Annotated in this window: 25 protein-coding genes, 1 tRNA gene and 1 rRNA gene; 16 read left to right on the forward strand and 11 right to left on the reverse strand. The window is 44.3% G+C overall.

Annotation, left to right across the window (positions count from 1 at the left end):
* Positions 1–193 precede the first annotated feature (193 nt).
* From mlaF to CWO27_RS20195, 8 genes are all read left to right on the forward strand, one after another.
* Positions 194–988, forward strand: coding sequence for a phospholipid ABC transporter ATP-binding protein MlaF (mlaF, locus tag CWO27_RS20160; protein ID WP_048659265.1), 795 nt, complete (start codon positions 194–196; stop codon positions 986–988).
* A 1-nt stretch (position 989) separates the two neighbouring features.
* A complete protein-coding gene (gene mlaE, locus CWO27_RS20165; RefSeq protein ID WP_017632286.1) occupies positions 990–1769 on the forward strand; it encodes a lipid asymmetry maintenance ABC transporter permease subunit MlaE in 780 nt (259 codons plus the stop codon).
* 2 nt (positions 1770–1771) lie between these two features.
* Positions 1772–2263 (forward strand): outer membrane lipid asymmetry maintenance protein MlaD, encoded by a 492-nt coding sequence (gene mlaD / locus CWO27_RS20170; protein ID WP_048662139.1) that lies wholly within the window; start codon positions 1772–1774, stop codon positions 2261–2263.
* Between the two features lie 49 nt (positions 2264–2312).
* Positions 2313–2927 carry an MlaC/ttg2D family ABC transporter substrate-binding protein gene (locus tag CWO27_RS20175; RefSeq protein WP_240699569.1) on the forward strand — a complete coding sequence of 205 codons (615 nt, stop codon included), beginning with the start codon at positions 2313–2315 and terminating at the stop codon, positions 2925–2927.
* On the forward strand, positions 2927–3235 hold the full coding sequence (locus CWO27_RS20180; RefSeq protein ID WP_004735315.1) for an STAS domain-containing protein: 309 nt from the start codon (positions 2927–2929) through the stop codon (positions 3233–3235). Before CWO27_RS20175 ends, CWO27_RS20180 begins: the two co-directional genes overlap by 1 nt.
* A gap of 13 nt (positions 3236–3248) precedes the next feature.
* Complete coding sequence (gene ibaG / locus CWO27_RS20185) at positions 3249–3503, forward strand: BolA family iron metabolism protein IbaG (protein WP_017058924.1); 255 nt, start codon at positions 3249–3251, stop codon at positions 3501–3503.
* Between the two features lie 8 nt (positions 3504–3511).
* Positions 3512–4777 carry a UDP-N-acetylglucosamine 1-carboxyvinyltransferase gene (gene murA, locus CWO27_RS20190; protein WP_017058925.1) on the forward strand — a complete coding sequence of 422 codons (1266 nt, stop codon included), beginning with the start codon at positions 3512–3514 and terminating at the stop codon, positions 4775–4777.
* A 152-nt stretch (positions 4778–4929) separates the two neighbouring features.
* Entirely contained in the window at positions 4930–5655 is a 726-nt protein-coding gene (locus CWO27_RS20195) for a 1-acylglycerol-3-phosphate O-acyltransferase (RefSeq protein ID WP_102432498.1), read from the forward strand.
* 125 nt (positions 5656–5780) lie between these two features.
* On the opposite strand, the gene CWO27_RS20200 is transcribed toward CWO27_RS20195, so the two are convergent.
* The 5 genes from CWO27_RS20200 to arcA form a co-directional block, all read right to left on the reverse strand.
* On the reverse strand, positions 5781–6170 hold the full coding sequence (locus tag CWO27_RS20200; protein WP_004738682.1) for a RidA family protein: 390 nt from the start codon (positions 6168–6170) through the stop codon (positions 5781–5783).
* 136 nt (positions 6171–6306) lie between these two features.
* Positions 6307–6768: an aspartate carbamoyltransferase regulatory subunit gene (gene pyrI, locus CWO27_RS20205; protein WP_017632290.1), complete on the reverse strand. Its 462-nt coding sequence runs from the start codon at positions 6766–6768 to the stop codon at positions 6307–6309.
* A gap of 12 nt (positions 6769–6780) precedes the next feature.
* Positions 6781–7710 carry an aspartate carbamoyltransferase gene (pyrB, locus tag CWO27_RS20210; RefSeq protein WP_048659262.1) on the reverse strand — a complete coding sequence of 310 codons (930 nt, stop codon included), beginning with the start codon at positions 7708–7710 and terminating at the stop codon, positions 6781–6783.
* Between the two features lie 245 nt (positions 7711–7955).
* On the reverse strand, positions 7956–8960 hold the full coding sequence (locus CWO27_RS20215) for an ornithine carbamoyltransferase (RefSeq protein WP_102432499.1): 1005 nt from the start codon (positions 8958–8960) through the stop codon (positions 7956–7958).
* Between the two features lie 156 nt (positions 8961–9116).
* Positions 9117–10337: an arginine deiminase gene (arcA, locus tag CWO27_RS20220; protein WP_048659260.1), complete on the reverse strand. Its 1221-nt coding sequence runs from the start codon at positions 10335–10337 to the stop codon at positions 9117–9119.
* Between the two features lie 576 nt (positions 10338–10913).
* Between arcA and rraB the strand changes: the two genes are divergently transcribed.
* Positions 10914–11330, forward strand: a complete 417-nt coding sequence (rraB, locus tag CWO27_RS20225; protein ID WP_017058930.1) for a ribonuclease E inhibitor RraB — start codon at positions 10914–10916, stop codon at positions 11328–11330.
* Between the two features lie 125 nt (positions 11331–11455).
* The gene (locus tag CWO27_RS20230) at positions 11456–12250 is read left to right on the forward strand and encodes a glycosyl hydrolase 2 galactose-binding domain-containing protein (protein WP_102431399.1); all 795 of its coding nucleotides are present in this window, start codon (positions 11456–11458) and stop codon (positions 12248–12250) included.
* Positions 12251–12299: 49 nt separating this feature from the next.
* Here CWO27_RS20230 and CWO27_RS20235 read toward each other — a convergent pair whose 3' ends face one another.
* The 5 genes from CWO27_RS20235 to pepA form a co-directional block, all read right to left on the reverse strand.
* Complete coding sequence (locus CWO27_RS20235; RefSeq protein ID WP_102431398.1) at positions 12300–13205, reverse strand: bifunctional helix-turn-helix transcriptional regulator/GNAT family N-acetyltransferase; 906 nt, start codon at positions 13203–13205, stop codon at positions 12300–12302.
* A 133-nt stretch (positions 13206–13338) separates the two neighbouring features.
* On the reverse strand, positions 13339–13743 hold the full coding sequence (locus tag CWO27_RS20240; RefSeq protein ID WP_048662132.1) for a DUF2061 domain-containing protein: 405 nt from the start codon (positions 13741–13743) through the stop codon (positions 13339–13341).
* Positions 13744–13963: 220 nt separating this feature from the next.
* Positions 13964–16837 (reverse strand): valine--tRNA ligase, encoded by a 2874-nt coding sequence (locus CWO27_RS20245; RefSeq protein ID WP_102431397.1) that lies wholly within the window; start codon positions 16835–16837, stop codon positions 13964–13966.
* Positions 16838–16939: 102 nt separating this feature from the next.
* The gene (locus tag CWO27_RS20250) at positions 16940–17389 is read right to left on the reverse strand and encodes a DNA polymerase III subunit chi (RefSeq protein WP_102431396.1); all 450 of its coding nucleotides are present in this window, start codon (positions 17387–17389) and stop codon (positions 16940–16942) included.
* A 99-nt stretch (positions 17390–17488) separates the two neighbouring features.
* Positions 17489–19009, reverse strand: a complete 1521-nt coding sequence (pepA, locus tag CWO27_RS20255) for a leucyl aminopeptidase (protein ID WP_017058936.1) — start codon at positions 19007–19009, stop codon at positions 17489–17491.
* Positions 19010–19201: 192 nt separating this feature from the next.
* Between pepA and lptF the strand changes: the two genes are divergently transcribed.
* Positions 19202–20302: an LPS export ABC transporter permease LptF gene (gene lptF / locus CWO27_RS20260; RefSeq protein ID WP_048659253.1), complete on the forward strand. Its 1101-nt coding sequence runs from the start codon at positions 19202–19204 to the stop codon at positions 20300–20302.
* 3 nt (positions 20303–20305) lie between these two features.
* Positions 20306–21376, forward strand: a complete 1071-nt coding sequence (gene lptG / locus CWO27_RS20265) for an LPS export ABC transporter permease LptG (RefSeq protein WP_048659252.1) — start codon at positions 20306–20308, stop codon at positions 21374–21376.
* Between the two features lie 64 nt (positions 21377–21440).
* On the opposite strand, the gene CWO27_RS20270 is transcribed toward lptG, so the two are convergent.
* Positions 21441–21917 (reverse strand): RDD family protein, encoded by a 477-nt coding sequence (locus CWO27_RS20270; RefSeq protein WP_048659251.1) that lies wholly within the window; start codon positions 21915–21917, stop codon positions 21441–21443.
* A 194-nt stretch (positions 21918–22111) separates the two neighbouring features.
* Here CWO27_RS20270 and CWO27_RS20275 point away from each other — a divergent pair.
* From CWO27_RS20275 to CWO27_RS20290, 4 genes are all read left to right on the forward strand, one after another.
* Positions 22112–22196 (forward strand) — tRNA-Leu (locus CWO27_RS20275).
* A gap of 364 nt (positions 22197–22560) precedes the next feature.
* Complete coding sequence (locus CWO27_RS20280) at positions 22561–22968, forward strand: VOC family protein (RefSeq protein WP_102431395.1); 408 nt, start codon at positions 22561–22563, stop codon at positions 22966–22968.
* 83 nt (positions 22969–23051) lie between these two features.
* Positions 23052–24305: an HD-GYP domain-containing protein gene (locus CWO27_RS20285; RefSeq protein WP_102431394.1), complete on the forward strand. Its 1254-nt coding sequence runs from the start codon at positions 23052–23054 to the stop codon at positions 24303–24305.
* 598 nt (positions 24306–24903) lie between these two features.
* A 16S ribosomal RNA gene (locus tag CWO27_RS20290) occupies positions 24904–25712 on the forward strand; the annotation flags it as partial.

The raw sequence follows: 25712 nt of genomic DNA on the forward strand, positions 1-25712 counted from the left end.
AGTCACTCGGCAAATTAATTACCAGTTAGCTGGCAAGAAAGAGAGCTCAATAGATAATTTTCTAATGCTTTCAAATTCCTGCATAGATTCCTGTTTAATATGAATTAATTGAACAGTGCTTTTAATTCTAAAGTAGACTCATTATTATTGCAGCCATAATTGGCGTTTTTTAAAGCAAGGAAACAACAAAAATATGTTGAACACTGAGCTTGTGAAAGTTAAGAACCTCAGCTTTTCACGCGGTGATCGCGTTATCTTTGATGATATAAGTTTAGAGGTTCCTCAAGGTAAGATAACCGCAATTATGGGGCCGTCAGGGATTGGTAAAACGACCTTGTTGCGTTTGATTGGCGGACAGTTGCCGCCAGATGGAGGCGAAGTCTGGTTTGATGGCGACAACATCCCTGCATTATCACGTCGAAAGCTTTATCAAGCACGTAAGAAAATGAGCATGCTATTCCAATCGGGTGCGCTTTTTACGGATCTCAATGTGTTTGATAATGTGGCGTTTCCTCTGCGAGAGCACACTGAACTGAATGAAAAATTCATTCGTACCATCGTATTACTTAAGCTTGAGGCGGTAGGGTTACGAGGGGCAGCACAGTTAATGCCAAGTGAATTGTCTGGCGGTATGGCGAGACGAGCGGCGTTGGCACGTGCGATTGCCTTAGATCCAGAGCTCATCATGTACGATGAACCGTTTGTTGGCCAAGACCCAATCACCATGGGTGTTTTGGTTGAGCTTATTCGTAACCTCAATCAAGCGTTGGGCTTAACCTCGATTGTCGTTTCTCACGATGTTCCAGAAGTAATGAGTATTGCGGATTGGGTTTACCTCATGGCAGATAGCAAAATCATTGCTGCGGGAACGCCTGAAGAGTTGTACAACAACGACGATCCGAGAGTGCAGCAATTCTTACAAGGTGAAGCGGATGGTCCGGTGCCGTTTAGATTCCCTGCGCAAAGTCTAGAAAAGGATTTGTTTTAATATGATAGCTAAAACTATTGCGGGTGTCGGTAGACGTACACTTGCGATTTGCGAGTCATTTGGTCGAGCAAGCCTGATGTTATTCGGGGCGTTGTTTGGCATCCCGAGACTAAAAAACTTCCCTTTATTAGTAAAACAACTTTATAGCGTTGGCGTTCAGTCATTGGCTATTATTTTAGTTTCGGGTCTGTTCATTGGCATGGTACTCAGCCTGCAAGGTTATGTCGTGTTAATCGACTACGGCGCAGAGGGGAACCTTGGTCAGATGGTCGCTCTTTCTCTGTTACGAGAGCTCGGTCCTGTAGTGACAGCGCTGCTGTTTGCAGGTCGCGCAGGTTCTGCGTTAACGGCTGAGATTGGCTTGATGAAGGCTACAGAGCAGATCTCCAGCCTTGAGATGATGGCCGTTGACCCTCTTAAACGCATTATTGCACCACGACTTTGGGCCGGGCTTATCTCAATGCCATTGCTTGCTATGATCTTTATGGCGGTAGGCATTTGGGGCGGTCAGTTAGTGGGTGTTGATTGGAAAGGCATTGACCACGGTAGTTTCTGGTCTGCGATGCAGTCTTCTGTTGAGCTAGGTCGAGATATTGGTAACAGCATGATCAAGTGTATGGTCTTCGCTATCACCGTAACTTGGATCGCACTTTTCAATGGTTACGATGCGGTACCGACCTCAGAAGGTATCAGTCAGGCAACCACACGCACAGTAGTGCACTCTTCTCTAGCGGTATTAGGGCTAGATTTTGTTCTTACCGCATTGATGTTTGGGAATTAATCATGCAACAAACTCGAAAATTAGAATTATGGGTCGGCACCTTTGTTATTGCCGGAATTTGCGCAATCTTAATCATGATCTTTCAAGTCGCTGACGTAAAAGGCATAGGTTCGAACCATACTTACAATCTCAAAGCGACCTTTGACAACATTGGTAGCCTAAAGGTTCGTTCTCCGGTGAAAGTGGGGGGCGTGGTTGTTGGCCGAGTTCAAAGTATTGAGCTTGATACCGAGAGCTACCTGCCGGTGGTTAAATTGTCTATTGATTCGAAGTACTCACAATTTCCTGATACCTCTAGTGCTCAAATTTTAACGTCAGGTTTAATCGGTGAGCAGTACATCAGTTTGGTTCCAGGCTTCATTTTTGACGATGAAGAGATGCTGGTCGATGGGGATTCTATAGAAGATACTAAATCGGCATTGGTACTCGAAGATTTGATTGGCCAAGTGCTGTATAGCGTTGGCGGCTCTGATGACAATAAAGCTGAGGAATAAGAGGATGTTGAAAACGATGAGTCACTTAAAAACATGGTTTTTCGCTGTAATGGCCTTGTTGATTTCTACTCAAGCTTTTGCGGATACGACTATTGATAAAACGCAGCCTTACCAAATGATGACGCAAGTCGCTGAGGTGGCATTTGAGCGCTTAAAGAGCGAACAAGACAACATTCACCAAGATCCAGAACTCCTTAAGGTGATCGTGGAAGAAGAGTTGATGCCTTATGTGAATGCACAATATGCGGCACTTAAGTTATTAGGGCCAAATCTGAAAGGCGCGGATAGAAAAGATGTCCATGTATTTATCGACTCATTCCGTAAATACTTGGTTTCTTCTTACGCGCAAGTACTGACTCAATATTCAGACCAAACCATCGAGTTTGGCCCTGAACCAAAAATCAAAGCGGACAGCCGTATTACCAGTATCAAGGTAGATATCATTGATTCGCCGCGACCTAACATCAAGCTTGAATTTAAACTTCGTAAAGACAAAAAATCTGGCGAGTGGAAGGCATTTGATATGGTTGCGGAAGGGATTAGCCTGTTGTCGAGCAAGCAATCGGAGTGGAATACTAAGATTCGTCAAGAAGGCATCTTACAGGTTGCTGACGAGCTAGAGAAATTAGCAGCACAACCGATTCGTTTTGAGAGTAATAAATAATGAGCCATTCTCAATGGCAAGCACTAAGCTCTAAAGAATATCAGCTGCTCGGCGATATCGACCGAGACAGTGTCCCTGCAATCTGGCGTATATTGGAAAAGTGGCAAACGACGGAATCGAGCGTTGAAATTGACCTTAGCCATATAAATCGAGTCGATTCAGCAGGAATGGTGATGCTAATTCACTTATTAGAGCATGCAAAAAATCAAAACTGTCATATAATGCTCAGTTTCGTGCCAGAACAATTACGAACGTTGTTCCAATTGAGCAATATCCAGCCAATGATGGCAGAACACATAAAAAATTAGGCAGGAGCTATTTGTGGACAGCACAAAAGTACAAGAATTATTAGCAGAGGCACTGAACCTTCAGGAAATTTTCGTGAAGGGTGAAGGCAGTCATTACGAAGTTGTTGCGGTTGATCCATGTTTTGACGGCATGAATCGAGTTAAGAAGCAGCAACTAATCTACGGCCCACTAATGGAATACATTCAACGTAATGACATCCATGCTCTTTCTATTAAGGCTTTCACGCCAGAAGAGTGGGAACGTGATAAGAAACTGATGTCACTTTAAGGTTTATGATGGAAAAGTTTCGAGTTATTGGATCGGACAAGCCGCTAAGCGGTGAAGTGACGATCTCAGGCGCAAAAAATGCAGCGCTACCTATCTTATTTGCTTCAATTCTTGCTGAAGAGCCAGTTGAAGTGAGTAATGTTCCTCACCTACGTGACATCGATACTACGATGGAGCTACTAAAGCGTCTCGGCGCAAAAGTATCACGTAACGGTAGTGTTCATGTTGATGGCAGTGAAATTAATGAGTTTTGTGCGCCTTACGATTTAGTAAAAACAATGCGTGCATCTATCTGGGCTTTAGGTCCTCTAGTCGCTCGTTTTGGTGAAGGCCAAGTATCACTTCCTGGTGGTTGTGCAATTGGTGCTCGCCCTGTTGATTTGCATATCCATGGCCTAGAGCAACTAGGTGCGACCATTAAGTTGGAAGATGGTTATGTGAAAGCAAGTGTTGATGGCCGTTTGAAAGGCGCGCACATCGTGATGGATAAAGTAAGCGTTGGCGCTACGATTACTATCATGTGTGCAGCAACACTAGCGGAAGGTACAACAGTACTCGATAACTCAGCGCGTGAGCCTGAGATTGTTGATACGGCTGACTTCCTAAACAAACTAGGTGCTAAAATTTCTGGCGCAGGTACAGATACGATTACTATCGAAGGCGTTGAGCGTCTTGGTGGTGGCCAACACTCTGTGGTTGCTGACCGTATTGAAACGGGCACTTTCCTGGTTGCTGCTGCTGTTTCTGGCGGTAAAGTGGTTTGTCGCAACACCAACGCTCATCTTCTTGAAGCTGCCTTAGCGAAGCTTGAAGAAGCGGGTGCGAAGGTTGAAACGGGTGAAGACTGGATCAGCCTTGATATGACGGGTCGTGAACTGAAAGCGGTGAAAATCGTAACGGCACCTCACCCTGGCTTCCCAACCGATATGCAAGCACAGTTTACTCTGCTTAACATGATGGCGAAGGGCAGTGGTGTTATCACTGAGACTATCTTTGAAAACCGCTTTATGCACATTCCTGAGTTACAGCGAATGGGCGCAAAAGCGGAAATCGAAGGCAACACGGCTATCTGTGGTGAGACGGAAAAACTGAGCGGCGCTCAAGTAATGGCTACGGACCTTCGCGCATCTGCGAGCCTTGTGATTGCTGGCTGTATTGCTCAAGGCGAAACCATCGTTGACCGTATTTATCACATCGATCGTGGCTACGATAAGATTGAAGATAAACTGTCAGCCTTAGGCGCAAACATTACACGATTTAGTGAGTCGAACTAACCTAGGTTAGTGGATTCATGAATCAGTAAGATGAAAACATAAAAGTCGGAACCTTGGTTTCGGCTTTTTTATAGTTGTATTTACCGCAAGTGAACCTATTGCTCATTTTTGCGCGAATAGATGAATCAACTTGGCGGTCGGTGAGGAACAAAATGATAGCAATATTACGTATTTTCGCAGTGGCGATATTTGCGATTCTTATGTTTGTATTTGGGTGTGGTTACTGTTTACTAAGCCCGCGCAACCCAAAACACGTATTTACCTTTGGCCGCTATTTCGGTCGCATGTCGAAGATCTTCGGCATGAAGTTAGAGCTTCGCATCCCAGAAGATGCCTACTCTCGCGGCCAACATGTTTATGTGGCGAACCACCAAAACAGCTGGGATCTATTCACGATTTCATCAGCGGTAACGCCTAAAGTGGTGACGGTTGGTAAGAAAAGCCTAGTGTGGATGCCTCTATTTGGTCAGCTTTACTGGCTGACGGGTAACATCCTAATCGACCGTGCTAACCGCAGCAAAGCGGTGGGTACCATTGATCAGGTAGTGACAAGCCTAAAAGAGAGCGACGTTTCAGTATGGATGTTCCCTGAAGGGACTCGTTCTCGTGGCCGTGGTTTATTGCCATTCAAAACGGGTGCTTTCCATGCTGCAATCGGCGCAGGCTTACCGATTATCCCTATCGTGTGTAGCTCAACAGGTGGCGTGAAGCTAAACCGTTGGAACAACGGCCATGTGATTGTTGATATGCTGCCACCTATTAGCACAGAAGGTTACGACAAGTCTAATGTTCGTGAACTAGCGAACTTAGCTCGTGAGCAGATGGCTGCTAAGCTTGAAGAATTAGATAAAGAAGTGGTTGAGCTTAATAAGAAATAATCATCTAAGCGAAACGATGAACAATAAAAAAGGTTGCCAATTGGGCAACCTTTTTTGTATCTGATAAACGCTCAGCATTATGCCTTATTCGTTTACTAGAAACCGTTTATTCTAGATATTAAAACCTATTTGCGAACCGCAATAGCTTCGATCTCAATACCTACATCTTTTGGCAGACGTGCTACTTCAACACATGAACGTGCAGGGTAGTTTGCAACACCGTGCTCATCAAAGAACTTGCCGTAAACTTCGTTTACTGTACCGAAGTCGTTTAGGTCTTTAACGAATACTGTTAGCTTTACGATGTCTTTTACAGTTAGGCCTGAAGCTTCTACAACCGCTTTAACGTTGTCTAGAGATTGGCGAGCTTGCTCTGCGATATCAGCAGATACTTCACCAGTTGCTGGGTTTACTGGGATTTGACCAGAAGTCAGTACCATGTTGCCAAGGTCAACACCTTGTACGTATGGGCCGATTGCAGCTGGAGCAGATTCTGTGTGAAGTACTTTAGTCATTGGTTTATTCCATCAGTTATTAGATAAAAATCAATTTTCAGTGTGCCTTCAAACTTTGGATAGGTAAAGAGCAAAATACCCCGCATAGGCGAGGTATTTGATAGTTTTTACATTCGGTCAGCGTTGCCGTATGGCGTTATCTTTCTGTCACGATCTCGCGAGAGAATACCTTTTCGCAATACTTACACTTTAATCGAATATCTTCTTTCTTTTCAAAGATCTTAAAGCTGCTTTCAACCGGTTCATTGTGAGTAATACAGTTGGTATTTGGGCACTCGAACACATCGTTGATTTGCTCAGGAAGTTCTAATGCTAACTTCTTAACCACTTCGTAATCTTCGATTTGGTTAACAGTCGCGTGAGGTGCGTAAAGTGCCAGCTTGCTCGCCTGTTCTTCGGTGATAAACACATTCTCAATCTTGAGTAGGTCTTTTCCGCCTAGTGCAGAAGACGGCAGATTTAGGCCAATCGTCACACGCTGATGAGAGTTGTGCATGTCGAACAGTTTTAGCACTTTGATCCCGATGTTAGCTGGGATGTGGTCGATAACAGTACCGTTTCTGATTGCTTCAACTTTTAATTGAGTCTCTTTAGACATGATATCTCTCCTCTACAGCGTTTCGTTAAGAACAAGGGCTAGTAATGCTTCACGCGCGTAAACACCATTCTCTGCTTGCTGGAAGTAGTAAGCGTAAGGTGTTTTATCGACATCGATAGTAATTTCATCAACGCGAGGAAGAGGGTGTAGAACCTTCAGGTTATCGCGTGCATTTTCCAGCATTGAAGCGGTCAGGATGTACGCTGATTTGATGTGCGCGTATTCTGACTCATCGAAGCGCTCTTTTTGAACTCGAGTCATGTACAAGACATCAAGCTCAGGAATCACATCTTCCATGTCCGTCAATAGTTGGTACTTGATGCCCGCTTCATCAAGCTCTTCGCAAATGTAGTCTGGCATCGCTAGTGCTTCTGGTGCCACGAAATAGAAACAGATGTTGTCGAACTTCGCTAGCGCTTGCGTCAACGAGTGAACTGTACGGCCGTACTTAAGGTCACCAACAAATGCCACGTTAAGGTTATCTAGGCGGCCTTGTGTCTCGGCGATAGAGAATAGGTCTAATAACGTTTGTGTTGGATGTTGATTTGCGCCGTCACCTGCGTTAATAACTGGTACACCGTTTGAGAACTCAGAAGCCAGACGCGCTGCGCCTTCTTGAGGGTGACGCATTACGTAAGCGTCAACGTATGAAGAGATAACCTGTACCGAGTCCGCTAGCGTTTCGCCTTTCTTTGCCAAAGAAGTGTTACCACCACTGTCGAAGCCAATCACGTCACCACCGATGCGTTGAATCGCAGTTTCAAAAGAGAGGCGAGTTCGCGTAGAAGGTTCGAAGAAGCAGCTGGCAACAACTTTGTTCTTGATGAGTTCTGGGTTTGGTTCAGCCTTTAGCTGACCTGCCGTTTGAACAATTAATTCTAGCTCTTCACGAGAAAGCTCTGGAATTGAGATGATGTGCTTTTGATAGAGCGAATTCGCCATGATCTTCTTCCCCACAATAATGTATTGGCCATAAAAAAGCCCCCCATAATGGGAGGCTTTAAAAAAGTGCTGAAAAGCAGAATAGACGGCCTGGTAAGCATCTTAGCTTACGAGCAATATTTGGTGTTTTCACAATATTGGTTGGCGTCATTTTCACTACTCTCAGACAAATTGCCGAGAATTATACGCTTTCAATTTGTGAGCGCAAGCGATTACATCAAGCTTTTGTTTACTTTCAATATTCGCTATTGGCCCAGTGTCGCAACCATTACCGCTTTGATGGTGTGCATGCGATTCTCAGCTTCATCAAACACAATTGAGTAATCCGATTCAAAGACTTCGTCAGTGACTTCTAAACCGTTCATTCCATACTTGTCTGCGACTTGCTGGCCGATTACGGTTTCATTGTTGTGGAAAGCAGGTAAGCAGTGCATGAATTTCACTTGAGAGTTACCAGTGAGCTTAATAACTTCCATATTCACTTGGTAAGGCGTCATAACAGCAACACGTTCGTCCCAAGCTTCTGGCGCCTCGCCCATCGAGACCCAAACATCGGTGTAAAGGAAATCACAACCTTTAACACCTTCAGCAACGTCTTCGGTTAACGTGATTTTAGCACCTGTACTTTGCGCGATAGCTTGGCACTCTTCAACGAGCTGTTCTTCTGGCCAAAAGGCTTTTGGCGCGACAAGGCGAATATCCATACCCATTTTCGCAGCACCGACTAAAAGTGAGTTGCCCATGTTATTACGAGCGTCACCTAGGTAGGCAAAGCTGATTTGATGTAGATGTTTACCGCGACCATGCTCAAGCATAGTGAGGAAATCAGCCAAGATCTGAGTCGGATGGAATTCATCGGTTAGGCCGTTCCAAACCGGCACACCAGCGTATGCGCCAAGATCTTCGACAGTGCTTTGACCAAAGCCACGGTATTCAATGCCGTCGTACATACGACCTAATACACGAGCCGTATCTTTCATTGATTCTTTCTGACCAATCTGAGAACCAGAAGGGCCTAGATAAGAGACTTGAGCACCTTGATCAAAGGCCGCTACCTCAAAAGCACATCGAGTTCGTGTTGATGCTTTTTCAAAGATCAAAGCGATGTTTTTACCGTTAAGCTTTTTCTGCTCTGTTCCTGCATACTTAGCTTTTTTTAGATCAGCAGACAGATCGAGTAAAAACTGAATCTCTTTAGGAGTAAAGTCGAGAAGTTTTAGAAAGTTACGATTGCGAAGATTAAAGGCCATCTCTCGCTCCTTGCGAATATAGAATCAATGAAGAACTCAGTTAAACATAAAGATGCTATATTTGTGAATATTTATTTTATTAATTTAATAAAAAAGGCCAGTAAATGAATACTGGCCTAGATAAGTTATTGAGTTCGTTTAACTGAGCTCTTTGACTTAGATACCGTCTCTTTCGATAGGGCAGCTCATACAGCGTGCGCCGCCACGACCACGGCCTAACTCGTTGCCAGGAATCGTTAGAACTTCGATACCCGCTTTGTCGTATTTCTCATTGGTGTAAACATTACGCTCATAGCCAATCACGGTACCTGGCTTCACTGTTAGTACGTTGTTAGCGTCATTCCACTGTTCACGTTCAGCTTCATAGTTGTCACCGCCAGTCGTGATGATCTTCAGCTGATCAAGGCCTAGAGCCCCTTCAATTGCTGACAGGTAGTTTTCCGATTTCTCTACACGCATCTCACCATTTTCTTTTGGTGTTAGGCGCCAAGTATCTAGATCTTTGCGAACAATCTCAGGGTAGACAGAGAAAGTGTCGATATCCATGTGCGTCATCACCGTATCAAGGTGCATACAAGAGCGGTGTTTTGGTAAATCGATAGCAATTACTTCGGTTGCTTGACCCGAACGGAACAAGCTAGCCGCTAGGTTTTCGACACCTTGTGGCTTGGTACGCTCAGAGATACCAACCAGTACCGCGCCTTTACCGATAACCAGTACGTCACCGCCTTCAATATTGGCGTTGTCGTAGTGAAGGTCTTCATCACCAAAGTACTTAATGAAATCTTGACCGGCGAACACTGGATGCCAGCGGTAGATAGCACGCAGGTGGTTCGTTTCACGTTGACGTGCAGGCTTCATCATTGGGTTCAGCGATACACCGCCGTAAACCCAGCATGAGGTATCTCGCGTAAACAGGTGGTTAGGCAGAGGTTCGATAACGAAATCGAGTGGTCGATGCATTTTAGGCAGCATCGATGATGATTTGATAGGAAGCTCAGAATAAGCCAAGCCACCGAGTAAGATCGTTGCTAGATGCTCATTATCCATTTGAGCAAGGTAGTTTCTTAAGTCACGGGCAAAAGTAGGCCCATAACGGAAATCTGAGATTTGAGTATTCAGCAACCACTCACGAGCCTGAGGTACGGCAAGCGTCTCTACTAGCAGGTCGTGCAGCAGTAGCACTTCTACGTCTTGACTGCGCAGCGTTTCTGCAAAGGCATCATGTTCTTCACCAGCTGCTTCAACGGCAAGTACATCATCAAATAAAAGATCATGACAGTTTGAAGGGGTGAGGTGGGTGAGTGCTCTTTCAGGTCTATTTAGGAGAACTCGTCTCAATTGACCGACTTCGGAGCCAACGTACAGCTTACTCATTTTGCATCCTTACTATTAATCCAGCGTCTATTTATGACAAGCTTGTCCGTAATATGCAAGTTTTACAGATTGAGTTAATGCAAGGTATTTGGCTAATTATTGGTCATAAAATCTGCCATTTTAAACTTTACGCAGATTAAATTCCAATTTACTGGCTATCGCACGGAACAACGTTTTTGAGGATCTATGCTCAATTCATGGCTTGTTAGAATTGAATTTTGCTTATTAATCGTGATTTTTTATTCACTATTATGCACTTTTTGATAACAAGCTGAGGATTTATGCACCCTAAAAGCGGTTGGGTGTATGCAGCCAATGTGACTAATCACGCAAGTTTTATTCAATAAGCCCTAAAGTGGCCACAAAAACGAAATGCTAAAATACGTGGCGGTTAATAAAATGTTGGAAATTTGTTTCTGTGATTTTGATTTCACTTTTGAATTGATATTGGCTCTGCGATCTCGCGATAAACTTACCTTTCTAGGCCTGATCTGGGTGGCTTTTCTGGACGATCCGTGCCATATTTCGTGGCAATCAAATTTGATCTTTTCATAGTCAACACTCTGGAGCAGACACATGTCTCACGAAGATGAATATCTATCAGTAGCGGAATTAATTGAATTTCAAAAGGAAGAGACTCGCGACATCATTACAGCATTAATTGAAGATGGTAGCGATCCTGAAGCTCTATACGATATCGAGCATCACCTATTTGCTGAAGATTTCGATGTGCTTGAGAAAGCGGTTGTTGAAGCATTCAAAATGGGCTTTGAAGTGCTTGAAGCTGAAGAGACTGAAGACGAAGATGGCAATAAGCTACTTTGTTGTGATGCAACGATGCAATGTACTCTGAATGCAGAAGCGATCGATGAGCAAGTTGAGAAGCTTGTGAACCTTGCAGAGAAGTTCGACATTATCTACGACGGTTGGGGCACTTACTACGAAGGTGAAGATGCTATCTACCCGGACGAAGATGATGAAGGCGAAGAGTAATTCTTTCCTAATTTTAAAAAATGCCAGCCTCGAGCTGGCATTTTTTTACCCTCAGAAAAATAAATGTCTTTATATGCATTCATTCATTATAATGCGGTCAAAATTGATCTAGCTCAAGGAATGATATGCGGTTGCTTCTCGATGGTCTTTGGCAAATTTCGCCACTGACGGATCTCTCTATCCCACAAGATGACATCACTTTTCCGGCTCCGTTAAGCTCAAAGCTCCCTGGTAGCTTGAGTGAAAATGAAATTGCAGAGCAAGAGTGGCACCTGATGCATGACATTGAAGTGGATGACGCTATGTTGGCGTGTCCATTCGTTGAGTTGGTCGTAGCGGGTGTCGATTACTTTGCAGAAGTGCGACTGAATGGCGTTGCCGTGTTTGATTGCGATGGTAGCCAAGCTGAATATCGCAAAGACATCCGCCCTTATATGCAGTCTGGCCGAAACCGTTTTGAGATCCTTTTCCTTGAAGAAGAAGAGAGCCTGCTGCTTGAAGAGGATATGGATGATTCTGTATCTTCACAGGTTGTCGTTAAATCTGATTCGCGCATCGGGATTTGGCAAGCGCCATACCTGCAGTTCGTTCGAAACGTCAAACTAGAGCAAGTTGTCACAGAGCAGATCTGGCACCATGGCGGTGGCTGTGAGTTCAAAGTAGATGTTATCTATCAAACGCTAAAGCCGGGGTTAATATCGGCATCCATCAAGTTTAATGGCATGACACTCGTAATGCCGATAGATGTGCGCGCAGAGCATACCGGCGTTGTGTTTCAGGTGGAAGCTCCCATGGTATTTAACCTTGAGAAGCCCAACCCTAAGCATCTATATCAATTAGAAGTGGTACTTGATGGGCAAGAAGAGAGTTCTTTTGTTGCCTTGAACCCAACTTCTTGCGTCAGTAACTTTTTACGCTAACTCCGTATATTTTAGCACTATCTTCTTTCGCTATAGCGGCACATTCTGCTTATAACGATTTGGCCATGACAACCTCACAAGCGTCGTGGCCTGTCTCTCCCCAAGCTGAGTCAAGGTGCTCAAACCCAAGTTTCTCATAGAGTTTGACCGCAGCACCTAAGCATTCCGTCGTTTCTAAATACATGTGATGATACCCAAGTTGTTTGGCTTGCTTTAAGCTCAAAGCGACAATTCGCTTGGCTAGGCCATGCCCTCGAGTTTGCGGTAAGAAGTACATCTTTTGTAGCTCACACACATTGGGTTTGCCTGCTAGAGGGGCAAAGCCACCGCCTCCGACAACCTTTCCGTTATGTTCGATAACCCAATACATTGCGTTTGCTTGGCTATAGACAGAGTACATATCATCGAGTGTTGGATCGGCCACGCCATAGCCTTTATCTTCTGTGAGCCCATGCTCAGCCGAAACTTGGCGAATGACTTCGGCTAATTGTTGGTTGTCTGACTCTGTGAGTGGACGTAATACAAACTCATCCGCTTGGCATACTTTCGTTAGCCCTTTTAAATAGCTCTCAAGTCCTTGCTTAAGCAGTTGTTGTTCGTTGTTATTGAGTGTCGAGAGTACTTTTTCAAAGAAGATGCTTTGCTGCTGGTCGAGTTGAGATAACGCATCAACGCCTTGAGCGGTTAGGGCGACTAATTGGCTACGCTTGTCTGTTGGGTTCTCTAGGCTTTCAACTAAACCAAGCTTGAGCAGACCCGTGACAGTGCGGCTAGCATTCGATTTATCTACGTTAAGTTGCTGTGCTAATTGGTTGATGGTGATTGGCTGCAACTGGATTTCACCAAGAGTATGAGCCTGGACTGGAGTGAGGTCGACATCACCACATTGCTTATCAAGCATGCCAAGTAAACGAACCGTTTGACGAGAATAGTCTCTTAACTGTTGAGAATTCATAACCACCTACCTTTGGATTAAGAAATGAAGTTGCGAACCGCAATCAATTTAATTGCGGTACGCAACTTTGTCAATGGTGAGCTGAATTTTGTTATTCGAAACTGGTTGCTTCAATCGCTCAGTGAGCTTTAGATTAAGCGTGTTGATGTAAGCAAAACTGAGCTTGTACTGTTTGGCTTTCAGCTTTTCGTAACCAGACTTTCTCGTGGAAGTAGTAAGCAACTGTATTTAAAGCTGGCTCTAGCAAAGCCATCACACCGCCGATGAAGGCATCGCCAGTCAACAAGTAGACAACGGTAAAGGCAACACTAAAGTGGATGCTAGCAAAGCTTGCTGTTTTTAATTTGGTCATCCACTGACGAGCTTTAAGCGCTGGTACTTGAGCCCACGCCTTTTCATGAAAATAGAAGGCAACAGTATTCACAGAGGGCTCAATCATGGCGATTAAGCTACCAATTAAGATGTCGCCTGTGAGTACATAAGCGACACTAAATGCGATAGTAAAATGTAATGCAGCAAAGGTTAGTGTCTTTTTCATGATAATTACTCGGTCGTTGTGTTGTTTCGATAGAGCTATTATTGAGAATTATTATCACTAAATCCAATGGGCAGTTAAGATTGTTTTGATAGGCAAAAGCTATCAATAAACTGGAGTGAGGCTGATTGGATTGGAACTTGGTGCATAAAAAAAGGCTGACCATGAAGGCCAACCTTTTTATCTAGAGCGAGAGGTTCGAAACCTCCTCGTTCATTCAGTTTTAAAGAGCAGCAATTGTTGCTTTTTGCTCTTCAAGCTTCACAAGAGTCTCTTGGTAGCCTTCAAGCTTTTCACGCTCTTTCGCGATAACCGCTTCTGGCGCTTTAGCAACGAAACCCTCGTTACCTAGCTTACCTTCGATACGCTTAATCTCGCCGTGAGTTTTAGCTACTTCTTTATCTAGACGAGCAAGCTCAGCATCTTTGTCGATAAGACCCGCCATTGGGATCATTAGCTCAGACTTACCAACCAGTTTAGTTGCACAAGCAGGAGTCTCTTCACAATCAGCTAGAACTTTAATGTCGTCTAGTTTAGCTAGAGAGTTAAGAACGATCTTGTTCGCTTCGATACGAGCTGCATCTTTCTCATCAGCGACTTTGATCATTACTTCTAAGCCTTGGCTCGGTGCAATGTCGTATTCCGCACGTAGGTTACGGATAGCTGTGATGAAAGTCTTAACCCATTCGATGTCTTCTACGATCTCAGCATTGAAGTTATCTTCGTTAAACTGAGGAAGCGCTTGAGTCATGATTGTCTCGCCTTCAACGCCGTCTACTAGAGGCTTAACGCTCTGCCAGATAGATTCGGTGATGTAAGGAAGAACTGGGTGAGCAAGACGCAGAGTCTTCTCTAGAACCGTGATAAGCGTGTAACGAGTCGCTTGTTGTTGAGCTTCAGTGCCTTTCCAAAGAACCGGTTTAGTTAGTTCTAAGTACCAGTCACAGAATTGGTTCCAGATGAATTCGTAAAGCGTGTTTGCTGCCATGTCTAGACGGTAGTTGTCTAGGTGAGCATTAAACTCTTTCGCTGCAACTTCAAACTGAGATTCAATCCACTTATCCGCTAGAGAGAATTCCATGTTTGCACGGTCTTCAACAGACAGTGACATGCCACAATCGTGCTCTTCTGTGTTCATCAGTACGTAACGGCTCGCGTTCCATAACTTGTTACAGAAGTTACGGTAACCTTCAAGGCGCTTCATGTCCCAGTTGATGTCACGGCCAGTTGAAGCCATAGCAGCAAGAGTGAAACGCAGTGCGTCAGTACCGTATGGTTCGATACCGTTTTCGAAAGTTTTACGTGTTGCTTTTTCGATCTTAGCAGCCAGTTTAGGTTGCATCATGTTGCCACAACGCTTTTCTACTAGCTCTTCAAGGCCGATGCCGTCAATCATGTCGATTGGGTCAAGTACGTTACCTTTCGACTTAGACATCTTGTCGCCGTTTTCATCACGGATAAGACCTGTCATGTAAACCGTTTTGAAAGGTACTTGAGCCTTGCCATCTTCGTCTTTCACGAAGTGCATGGTCATCATGATCATACGAGCAACCCAGAAGAAGATAATATCAAAACCAGATACTAGTACTTCTGATGGGTGGAATGTTTTCATTGCTTCAGTATCTTCAGGCCAGCCTTGCGTGCCGAACGTCCAAAGTGCAGAAGAGAACCATGTATCAAGTACATCGTTGTCTTGCTTAAGCACAACAACAGGCGCTAGGTTGTTCTTTTCACGAACTTCTTCTTCAGTACGACCTACGTAAACTTTACCATCGTTGTCGTACCATGCTGGGATTCGGTGGCCCCACCAAAGTTGACGAGAGATACACCAGTCTTGCACGTCACGCATCCACGCGAAGTACATGTTTTCGTACTGCTTAGGCACGAACTGGATTTCGCCATCTTCAACGGCTTTGACTGCAGGTGCTGCAAGAGGTGCTGTGCGCACGTACCATTGGTCAGTCAGCATTGGTTCGATAACTACGCCACCACGGTCACCGTAAGGGACAGTTAGGTCGTGATCTTTTATCTCTTCAAGAAGACCAAGTTCATCGAATTCAGCAACGATAGCTTTACGTGCAGCAAAACGCTCCATGCCTTGGTACTTAGCAGGGATATCTGTTGAGTAAACATCGCTTTCTTCGCCGTTGGTTGTGAAGACTTCAGCAGCATCACGGATATCAGCGTTGAACGTTAGGATGTTGATCATCGGTAGGTTGTTGCGCTTACCCACTTCGTAATCGTTAAAGTCATGAGCTGGAGTGACTTTCACACACCCCGTGCCTTTTTCCATGTCTGCGTGCTCATCGCCTACGATAGGGATAAGACGGTTAACAACAGGAAGTAGGATTTCTTTACCGATAAGATCTTTGTAACGAGGATCTTCTGGGTTAACCGCTACGCCAGTATCACCAAACATGGTTTCTGGACGAGTAGTAGCAACAACGATGTAGTCTTTACCATCAGCCGTTTTAACACCGTTCGCTAGCGGGTAGCGGAAGTGCCACATGAAACCTTTTTTGTCTTTGTTTTCAACTTCAAGATCTGAAATTGCAGTGTGCAGTTTAGGATCCCAGTTTACTAGACGCTTACCACGGTAGATTAGGTCTTCTTCGTATAGACGAACAAACACTTCTTGAGTCGCAGCCGATAGGCCGTCATCCATAGTGAATCGCTCACGATCCCAATCTACAGATGCTCCAAGACGACGAAGCTGTTTAGTGATCGTGCCACCTGATTCGCCTTTCCATTCCCAGATCTTGTCGATGAAAGCTTCACGACCGTAGTCGTGTTTTGTTTTACCTTCTTCAGCAGCAATCTTACGCTCAACAACCATTTGAGTTGCGATACCAGCGTGGTCAGTACCCACTTGCCAAAGCGTGTTTTTGCCTTTCATACGTTGAGCACGGATAAGCGTATCCATGATCGTATCTTGGAACGCGTGACCCATGTGTAGGCTGCCAGTGACGTTCGGTGGCGGGATCATGATGCTGTAAGCTTCTTTTGATGTGTCACCGTGTGGCTTAAAGTAGCCTTTCTCTTCCCAAGTCTGATACAGAGCTTGTTCGATTGATGTTGGGTTGTATGTCTTTTCCATAGTGCTCTTAAACGGATACTGTGAATGGTTAATCGTGGTCAAACTTCATAAGTGAAGCTTCTTGAATCTAAATCCAAAGATAGCTTTAACTATGAGGTTTGACTATGGATGTTGAATCTCGATCGTCTGTAGCTGATATCCAGCCTGACGGTAAATTTTATACCTTTCTCGAGCGAGTTGCTTAGCTTTTTCTTCGCAAGGGACGAAGTCTATCACCTGAGCAAAGGCGTTCGCAAAGGTTGTATGATTATCGGCCAGATTAATTACTAGCTGACGATTCCAATTATGTTTTACGCCTTGATAGCCAATTTCGATGTTGGTTGAATACTTTGGGCCTTCGCCAACCAAGTTGTGCGCAATAAACTCACTGGGTTCGACTTGCCACAAAACTTCAGCAATACGCTCGGCATGTTCTTTGTCATTACAATTGAGATAAAGCTTAGCGCCTTGTTTCGCAAAGTGCTGAGCAAGAAACAGCACATAGTGAGCAAAACCATCTTCGTTGGCTTGCGGACTGTCTGAAGGCACAATGTAAAATGTAGCAGTCTGCATACTTAATACTCGAACTGAAAATCGTGGATATCAATGTTACTTGGTTAACAGGATCTAACAAATAGCGCTTATTAAAAAAGGGCCCGTAGGCCCTTTTTATTATTTTGAAGATTGCTCTTCAGTCTCTTGGCCGCTGCGGTTCAATAAGAATTGGACTAGCATTGAGACAGGACGACCTGTCGAGCCTTTCGCTGCGCCTGACTTCCAAGCTGTACCAGCACTATCGATGTGTGCCCAGTGGTACTTCTTAGTGAATTTAGACAGGAAGCAACCAGCAGTAATTGTGCCGCCAGGACGGCCGCCGATGTTCGCCATATCAGCGAACGGGCTGTTTAGCTGCTCATGGTACTCGTCTGCCATAGGTAGACGCCATGCTCGGTCACTTGCTTGCTCAGAAGCATTAACAAGTTCGTGAGAAAGCGGGTTGTGGTTCGATAGAACGCCACTGATGTGGTGACCTAGAGCGATAACACATGCGCCAGTTAGCGTAGCAACATCGACAACACAATCTGGTTCAAAACGCTCAACGTAAGTTAGAGCATCACATAGAACCAAGCGACCTTCAGCATCAGTGTTTAGTACTTCAACCGTTTGGCCTGACATTGTCGTTAGGATATCACCTGGACGGTAAGCATTGCTGCCTGGCATGTTTTCACAACCTGCTAGGATACCAACCACGTTAATAGGTAAGTTCAGTTTAGCCAATGCTTTCATTGTACCGAATACTGACGCCGCACCACACATGTCGTACTTCATCTCATCCATACCTTCACCAGGCTTAAGCGAGATGCCGCCTGAATCGAAAGTCAGACCTTTACCGACTAATACAATCGGCTTCGCATCTGGATCCGGAGCGCCTTTGTATTCCATGATAGACATCATAGATTCATTTTTAGAGCCACGGCCTACAGCTAGGTATGATGTCATACCCAGTTTTTCCATCTCTTCTTCGCCAATGATCTTAGTCTTCACTGTCTCGTAATCGTCAGCTAAGCGACGAGCTTGAGAAGCAAGATAAGCAGGGTTTGCGATGTTTGGTGGCATGTTGCCTAAATCTTTAGACGCTTTTACACCTGAAGCAATAGCAAGGCCGTGAGAAATAGCTTTCTCACCCAGGCTCAATTCGCGGCGTGTTGGTACGTTGAATACCAATTTACGTAGTGGGCGACGAGTCTCTGGTTTGTTGCTCTTGAATTGGTCGAATGTGTAAAGGCCATCTTTAGTCGCTTCTACTGCTTGGCGAACTTTCCAATAAGTGTCGCGACCTTTAACGTGAAGTTCTGTAAGGAAACATACTGCTTCCATAGAACCTGTTTCGTTTAGTGTGCTGATGGTTTTTTGGATAATTTCTTTGTATTGACGCTCGCCTAGCTCACGTTCTTTACCACAGCCTACCAGTAGAACACGTTCTGAAAGTACACCAGGTACTTGATGCAGTAGTAGCATCTGGCCAGGTTTACCCTCTAGATCACCGCGACGAAGCAGTGAACTAATGTAGCCATCGCTAATCTTATCTAATTGCTCGGCTACTGGAGAAAGGCGGCGCGGTTCGAATACACCGACAACGATACATGCGCTGCGCTGTTTCTCTGGGCTGCCACTTTTTACACTGAACTCCATGCGTACTCCTACATCCTGAAGACAAATCGAACTAAATGTTAGATAATGGGTTCTTACTTGTTGGATCCTATAATGGAACTAACCTTAAAGAAGAACGCTAACACTTAGCTAAAAATTTAAAAAAATAAAAGGTTCAACGGGAAATTATAGTGATTCAATCAAAAAAACAAGTTTTGTATAGGTAATTTGAGCGTGATTATTGTTAGATATTTGATCCGCGAGACAATCAAGAGCCAATTTGCGATCTTTTTTGTTCTCTTTCTCGTGTTTCTCAGCCAAAAATTCATCAGTGTTTTAGCGGACGCCTCTGATGGTGATATCCCCGCGAGTCTTATATTGTCGATTGTTGGCTTAAATATGCCAGCGATGGGCCTATTGATGCTTCCTCTCAGTATTTATATTGGTATTTTGCTGACTTTTGGCCGCCTTTACGCCGAAAGTGAAATTGTGGTGATGAACGCCACCGGTATTGGTAATAAATTCCTGATTCAATCTGCACTTTACTTAGCTTTAATTACCGCAACGGTTGCCGCTTTTAACTCATTTTGGTTGTCTCCTTGGTCACAAGACAAAGTTGAACAAATGTATGAAGAAGTAGCCGCAGAGAACAGCGTTGATTTGCTACCAAAAGGTAAGTTTGAAGGCACGCCGGATGGTTCTTCTGTGGTGTTTATCGATGATATTGACGGCAATAAATTAGAAAATGTGTTCGTTGCTCAAATGCGCCCACGTGACTCAGTACTGCCAAGTGTGATGTTCTCGAAGTCGGGAGATGTAAAAGAACTCAGCGATGGTCGCCAAGTTATCGTGATGTACGATGGCACTCGTCATGAAGGTGTGCCTACACGCCTTGATTATATGGTGACACACTTTGAAGAATACGAAGGCCTGATCGGTCAACGTGAAGTTGAGAAGAAAGGTCGAGACTGGGAAGCTATCCCGACACTTGACCTTATCGGTAACCCGAATAATAGCGCGAAAGCTGAATTGCAATGGCGTATTTCTTTGGTACTTTGTATTCCATTGTTGACCATGCTTGTCGTGCCGCTGTCTGCGGTAAACCCTCGCCAAGGTCGTTTTGCGAAAATCGGCCCAGCAATACTGATTTATCTCACCTATTTCTTAGCAATCAGTGCAACTAAATCTTCAATTGAAGAGGGAAGCATTCCTGCGGTAATCGGCATGTGGCCAATCAATGCGTTGTTGTTATTTGTCGCGATTGGTGCAAACTTTATGGATAGCGTGCCAGTAAGGCGTTTGAAAGAAAAATTCAAGAATAAGAGGTTGGCTTAAGCCGTGTTTAAGATTCTCGATTTATATATAGGCAGAACCATCATCGCAACGACGTCACTGGTATTGGTGACGTTTGTTGGTCTCTCTGGGATCATCAAGTATGTAGAACAGCTGAGAAAAGTTGGCCGTGGTACATACGATCTATTACAAGCGCTGTACTTTGTTTTACTGAGTATCCCTCGTGATATCGAAATGTTCTTTCCAATGGCTGCATTGCTTGGCGCCTTGATTGGGCTTGGTATGCTTGCTGCGAGTTCTGAGCTGGTAGTTATGCAGGCCGCTGGTTTCTCTAAGTTAGATATCGGCCTATCGGTACTTAAAACCGCTATTCCACTGATGATCGTGGTGACACTACTTGGTCAGTGGGGCGCACCGCAAGCGCAGAAAATGGCTCGTGATTTAAGAACTATTTCCATTGCTGGTGGTAATATTATCTCGACGCAAAGTGGTGTGTGGGCTCGTGATGCGAATGACTTCATCTTCATTGTCAAAATCGATGATCAGAAGCTATATGGAATGAACATGTGGCGCTTTGATGAAAATAAGGCACTTAAGACCGCTATTTACTCTGACGAAGTTGATTACGTTGGAGATAACGTGTGGACGATGAAGGATGTCGAGATAACGTCTTTTGAAAACGAACTTCAAATTACCAAAGAAAGTCTACCGACATACTCATGGAAGACATCACTTGCTCCAGATAAGCTTGCGATTGTAACGGTTAAGCCAGAAGAGCTCTCTTTAAGTGGTTTGTATGATTATGTTTCCTACCTTAAAGCGTCGGAGCAAGATGCATCACGTTATGAACTGGCATTGTGGAGGAAGATAACTCAGCCAATTTCGATCGCGGTTATGATGCTGATGGCACTGTCGTTTATCTTTGGTCCTTTGCGTAGTGTGACCATGGGGGCGAGAATACTGTCAGGTGTTATTGCTGGCTTTACCTTCTATATATCCAGTGAGTTTTTTGGCCCTGTGAGTTTGGTTTATCAGATACCGCCCGCCTTTGGCGCAATCGCCCCGAGCGTGGTGTTCCTTGGAATTGCCATCATGCTCTTGAGGCGAAAACTGTAAATAGAAAAAAGGAAGGCATAACGCCTTCCTTTTTTGATCTTGATTGGAGCTAACTTAAATCACGCTATCTTGCTTGTGGTAACACAACGACTTCGGTCTTTGCCCAGATATCGTGAAAGCCACGTTTTTGAGGATCGAATGGCACACATAGGTTTGCCAATCCAAAACCTGAAGTACCTAAGCGAATTAGCGCCTGAGTTACTGTGATAGCTGAGCCATCTTTGTTTTGAACGCGCAGTTTCCAAGCTCTCATACCGAGAGTTTGACCAGCTCTAGTCCAGAAAAATACAAAGAAATAGACCCAAACGGCCACTAAGTAAAAGGTGTATGCAGGGCTCCAAATCGGATGGTTGGTTAAGAAGTCACTAACATCGGCATAACCGCTGTGGTTAAATATGCCGAGAGCCATGAGCGCGTGCAGTAGAGCGACAATGACGCCAGCCGCCAACATTTCAATAGCGATTACGATCAGAGCGTCATAGAACAAGGCACCAAATCGGCGCATGACTCCTGCTGGTGGCAGAGTGTTTGTTGATGTCATGTGTTATTACTTCTTTAAAAATTGAGGCGTCAGAATATAGTTTAAGGCTTAGCCTGAAAAGAGACATGACGCACAGCTTATGACTTAGTGGCGAAATTATCGGCAAACACACATGAATTCAAGTTTTTATACTTGCCACATCAGTTCGCATACGTATAATGCCAAACATCGAAAGGGCAATGCCCCAAGATAATGCCGGTATGGTGAAATTGGTATACACGACGGATTCAAAATCCGTTGCCTTCGGGCGTGGCGGTTCAAGTCCGCCTACCGGTACCATATTTAGATAAAGCCCTGATCAGAAATGGTCGGGGCTTTGTTGTATCTTGAGTATGGAAAACGTTGCCTCGCGGTAGCGGGAGGAATGCCTGTCCAATCGGTCCGCCTAAACCGGTACCATATTTTAAGATAGAGCCTCAACGAAAGTTGGGGGTTTGTTGTATCTGGAGTCTGGAAAGCGTTGCCTTCGCGGTAGCGGCAGGAATGCTTGTCCAATCAGTCAGATCTTGCTGTTTCATTCCTAAATCTCGCAGTTTCACTTCGTAATTTCATTTCCTAATAAATTAATCATCTTAAATCATACTGTTACCTGTCATTCCTTCTTCTATTGTCTATGTTTAAGTAAATAACAGAGGAGAGAGATATGCTGACAGTAACCCCTTACTTGTTTTTTGACGGTCGTTGTAGTGAAGCGTTGGATTTTTATCATAAGTGTTTCGGCGGTGTGGTTTTATCGAAGCAACTTTTTAGTGATGCACCACAAGTAATAGAGGGAGCTCAACCTGATTGGGTCATGCATGCTGAGTTCGAAGCATTTGGTATGAAGCTGATGATGTCTGATGGTGTTAAGGCAAAAGAGCTAGAAGGGAACAACCTAGCACTTTCTCTTGTTACAGATGATACCGCGACCCAAGAACAGATCTTTGAAAAGCTAAAGCAAGATGGACGAGTAATGACGCCGTTAGCGGATACTTTTTGGGGCGCTCGGTTTGGTAAGGTTGAAGATAAGTTTGGAATACGCTGGATGGTGCATTGCGATTCTTTAAATTGAACCTGTGAAATTGGATAGTGAAATTGCTGCTTGGTTTTATTAGAATTATAAATAGAGATTATTAATCAATATTATATATAAAAATGGGCAGCATAAAGATTACCGTAGATCGCATTCAGCCCGGTCTGCATATACGACTCCCCGTAAAATGGAATGAACACCCATTTTTATTCAACAGTTTTAAAATCAAAGATGACGCCCAAGTAAAGGTAATTCGACATCTTGGGATTAAGCACGTCTATATAAACTTGAATCAAAGCGATACATCCCCTCTACCTGCTAACCATGTGATTGAGCAAGAAGCCGATACTGATTTACAAGTAAGCCTTGAAGCGGAAAGAATGTGGAAAGATAAGCATGAACGTATCGAAACTTTAAGCTCTTATCGTCGCAGAGTGAGTCATTGCGAGAAAGAGTTCGAACGTTCGCTGGCCCGAATGCGCTCTGTGATGACCAAGATCCGTAACCGACCTTTAGATGCAGTAGGGGAGGTAAAAGCTCTGGTTGATGACATTGTCGAAACATTAGTAAGCGATGATAACGTCACATTACACCTTATGAATGCTAAAGCTGATTTTGAAGACATCTACTTTCATACATTGAATGTTTCTGTTGTCGCGCTGATGATAGGTAAAGCTAAAGGTTACAATACGCAGCAATTAAAAGATCTTTCCTTCGCAGCGTTGTTCCACGATGTAGGCAAAATCAAAATACCAGTCGCTATATTAAGAAAGCAGAGTGCGCTTACGGTACCAGAAGAGAACTACTTAAAGCTTCACACTAAATATGGTGCAGATATTGTTTCAACAATTGATGACTTTCCTGAAAGGGCCAAAAAGGTGATTGCTCAACATCATGAGATGAATGATGGTTCTGGTTATCCCGAAGGCTTAAAAGAAGATGAGATAGATGAATTTGCCAAGATAGTCGCAGTGGCTAATGCATTTGATAACCTTTGCCATGGTAAAACGCAATATCAACAAATGATCCCGTATCTGGCACTGTCCCATTTATATAAAAGCTGCAAGCATTTATATAGCCAAGATAACTTGGGGCTATTAGTTAAGTTCATGGGAGTCTACCCACCAGGAACCGTAGTACAGCTTTCAAATGATTCGATTGGGGTTGTGATATCCGTTAACGCGAAACATATGCTTTATCCAAATGTACTTATCTATGATCCTAGCGTGCCAAGAACCCAAGCCCCGATTATTGACCTCTTTATTAAAGAGATAAAAATCGTCAATGCCGTTCATCCAAGTAAATTACCGGAACAAGTGAGAGAGTATCTAAACCCAAGAGCTCGTTTATCTTATTTTTTTGATAACGGGGAGTAGTTACCCACAAGGTGTTGTGGGTAATTTGTTCGAAACTTGGGGTGAAAATGGTATAAATAAGCCCTTGGTTGAAATATCTCCGCTTAACCTCTTTTTTCAATAAAAAACACATTTAATGCTTGCCAATAAGAGCGGCATCTCTATAATGCCGCCTCACTGACACGGTAGACGCCACAAGGCTTCAGCGCAGAATGTTAGTAAAGGCAACTAGCTTTGAGTGATTATTCGCTCCTACTTTTAGAAAGTAGAAATTAATTCCAAATAAGTGTTTGACACTGAGAATTAAGTCGCTAGAATGGCCGCCTCTTCCGAAGTGATGCAAGTCACAACGAAGAGAAGCTCTTTAACAATTTAAACCTATCAATCTGTGTGGGCACTCGTTGATGAATATCAAAACGTTTTATCGTTAGATAAAACAGATTCTTCGGAATCAACTTTGGTTTCAATGAACTGAGTGACCAATACAAATAACTACTTTCTCTTGTAGAAAGAAGGTATTTGGCACAGTCAATTCATTATCTTTCTGTTGGAAAGATAATAGCTTTAGAATTACTTTTTGTAGTTTTGAAGTCAGTATTCATTGAGCCGACAAAATCTTAAATTGAAGAGTTTGATCATGGCTCAGATTGAACGCTGGCGGCAGGCCTAACACATGCAAGTCGAGCGGAAACGACACTAACAATCCTTCGGGTGCGTTAATGGGCGTCGAGCGGCGGACGGGTGAGTAATGCCTAGGAAATTGCCTTGATGTGGGGGATAACCATTGGATTGCTACCGATTATGGCGTATATGCCTACGGGCCAAAGAGGGGGACCTTCGGGCCTCTCGCGTCAAGATATGCCTAGGTGGGATTAGCTAGTTGGTGAGGTAATGGCTCACCAAGGCGACGATCCCTAGCTGGTCTGAGAGGATGATCAGCCACACTGGAACTGAGACACGGTCCAGACTCCTACGGGAGGCAGCAGTGGGGAATATTGCACAATGGGCGAAAGCCTGATGCAGCCATGCCGCGTGTATGAAGAAGGCCTTCGGGTTGTAAAGTACTTTCAGTTGTGAGGAAGGGGGTGTAGTTAATAGCTGCATCTCTTGACGTTAGCAACAGAAGAAGCACCGGCTAACTCCGTGCCAGCAGCCGCGGTAATACGTAGGGTGCGAGCGTTAATCGGAATTACTGGGCGTAAAGCGCATGCAGGTGGTTCATTAAGTCAGATGTGAAAGCCCGGGGCTCAACCTCGGAACTGCATTTGAAACTGGTGAACTAGAGTACTGTAGAGGGGGGTAGAATTTCAGGTGTAGCGGTGAAATGCGTAGAGATCTGAAGGAATACCAGTGGCGAAGGCGGCCCCCTGGACAGATACTGACACTCAGATGCGAAAGCGTGGGGAGCAAACAGGATTAGATACCCTG

It is taken from the genome of Vibrio sp. 10N.286.51.C3, assembly GCF_003050065.1.
Classification (GTDB): domain Bacteria; phylum Pseudomonadota; class Gammaproteobacteria; order Enterobacterales; family Vibrionaceae; genus Vibrio; species Vibrio crassostreae.

Bases quoted from the DNA above. Each gene is read 5' to 3' on its own strand.
- mlaF (WP_048659265.1), top strand. From the start codon at position 194: ATGTTGAACACTGAGCTTGTGAAAGTTAAGAACCTCAGCTTTTCACGC.
- mlaE (WP_017632286.1), top strand. From the start codon at position 990: ATGATAGCTAAAACTATTGCGGGTGTCGGTAGACGTACACTTGCGATT.
- mlaD (WP_048662139.1), top strand. From the start codon at position 1,772: ATGCAACAAACTCGAAAATTAGAATTATGGGTCGGCACCTTTGTTATT.
- CWO27_RS20175 (WP_240699569.1), top strand. From the start codon at position 2,313: ATGGCCTTGTTGATTTCTACTCAAGCTTTTGCGGATACGACTATTGAT.
- CWO27_RS20180 (WP_004735315.1), top strand. From the start codon at position 2,927: ATGAGCCATTCTCAATGGCAAGCACTAAGCTCTAAAGAATATCAGCTG.
- murA (WP_017058925.1), top strand. From the start codon at position 3,512: ATGGAAAAGTTTCGAGTTATTGGATCGGACAAGCCGCTAAGCGGTGAA.
- CWO27_RS20195 (WP_102432498.1), top strand. From the start codon at position 4,930: ATGATAGCAATATTACGTATTTTCGCAGTGGCGATATTTGCGATTCTT.
- CWO27_RS20200 (WP_004738682.1), bottom strand. From the start codon at position 6,170: ATGACTAAAGTACTTCACACAGAATCTGCTCCAGCTGCAATCGGCCCA.
- pyrI (WP_017632290.1), bottom strand. From the start codon at position 6,768: ATGTCTAAAGAGACTCAATTAAAAGTTGAAGCAATCAGAAACGGTACT.
- pyrB (WP_048659262.1), bottom strand. From the start codon at position 7,710: ATGGCGAATTCGCTCTATCAAAAGCACATCATCTCAATTCCAGAGCTT.
- CWO27_RS20215 (WP_102432499.1), bottom strand. From the start codon at position 8,960: ATGGCCTTTAATCTTCGCAATCGTAACTTTCTAAAACTTCTCGACTTT.
- arcA (WP_048659260.1), bottom strand. From the start codon at position 10,337: ATGAGTAAGCTGTACGTTGGCTCCGAAGTCGGTCAATTGAGACGAGTT.
- rraB (WP_017058930.1), top strand. From the start codon at position 10,914: ATGTCTCACGAAGATGAATATCTATCAGTAGCGGAATTAATTGAATTT.
- CWO27_RS20230 (WP_102431399.1), top strand. From the start codon at position 11,456: ATGCGGTTGCTTCTCGATGGTCTTTGGCAAATTTCGCCACTGACGGAT.
- CWO27_RS20235 (WP_102431398.1), bottom strand. From the start codon at position 13,205: ATGAATTCTCAACAGTTAAGAGACTATTCTCGTCAAACGGTTCGTTTA.
- CWO27_RS20240 (WP_048662132.1), bottom strand. From the start codon at position 13,743: ATGAAAAAGACACTAACCTTTGCTGCATTACATTTTACTATCGCATTT.
- CWO27_RS20245 (WP_102431397.1), bottom strand. From the start codon at position 16,837: ATGGAAAAGACATACAACCCAACATCAATCGAACAAGCTCTGTATCAG.
- CWO27_RS20250 (WP_102431396.1), bottom strand. From the start codon at position 17,389: ATGCAGACTGCTACATTTTACATTGTGCCTTCAGACAGTCCGCAAGCC.
- pepA (WP_017058936.1), bottom strand. From the start codon at position 19,009: ATGGAGTTCAGTGTAAAAAGTGGCAGCCCAGAGAAACAGCGCAGCGCA.
- CWO27_RS20270 (WP_048659251.1), bottom strand. From the start codon at position 21,917: ATGACATCAACAAACACTCTGCCACCAGCAGGAGTCATGCGCCGATTT.
- CWO27_RS20280 (WP_102431395.1), top strand. From the start codon at position 22,561: ATGCTGACAGTAACCCCTTACTTGTTTTTTGACGGTCGTTGTAGTGAA.
- CWO27_RS20285 (WP_102431394.1), top strand. From the start codon at position 23,052: ATGGGCAGCATAAAGATTACCGTAGATCGCATTCAGCCCGGTCTGCAT.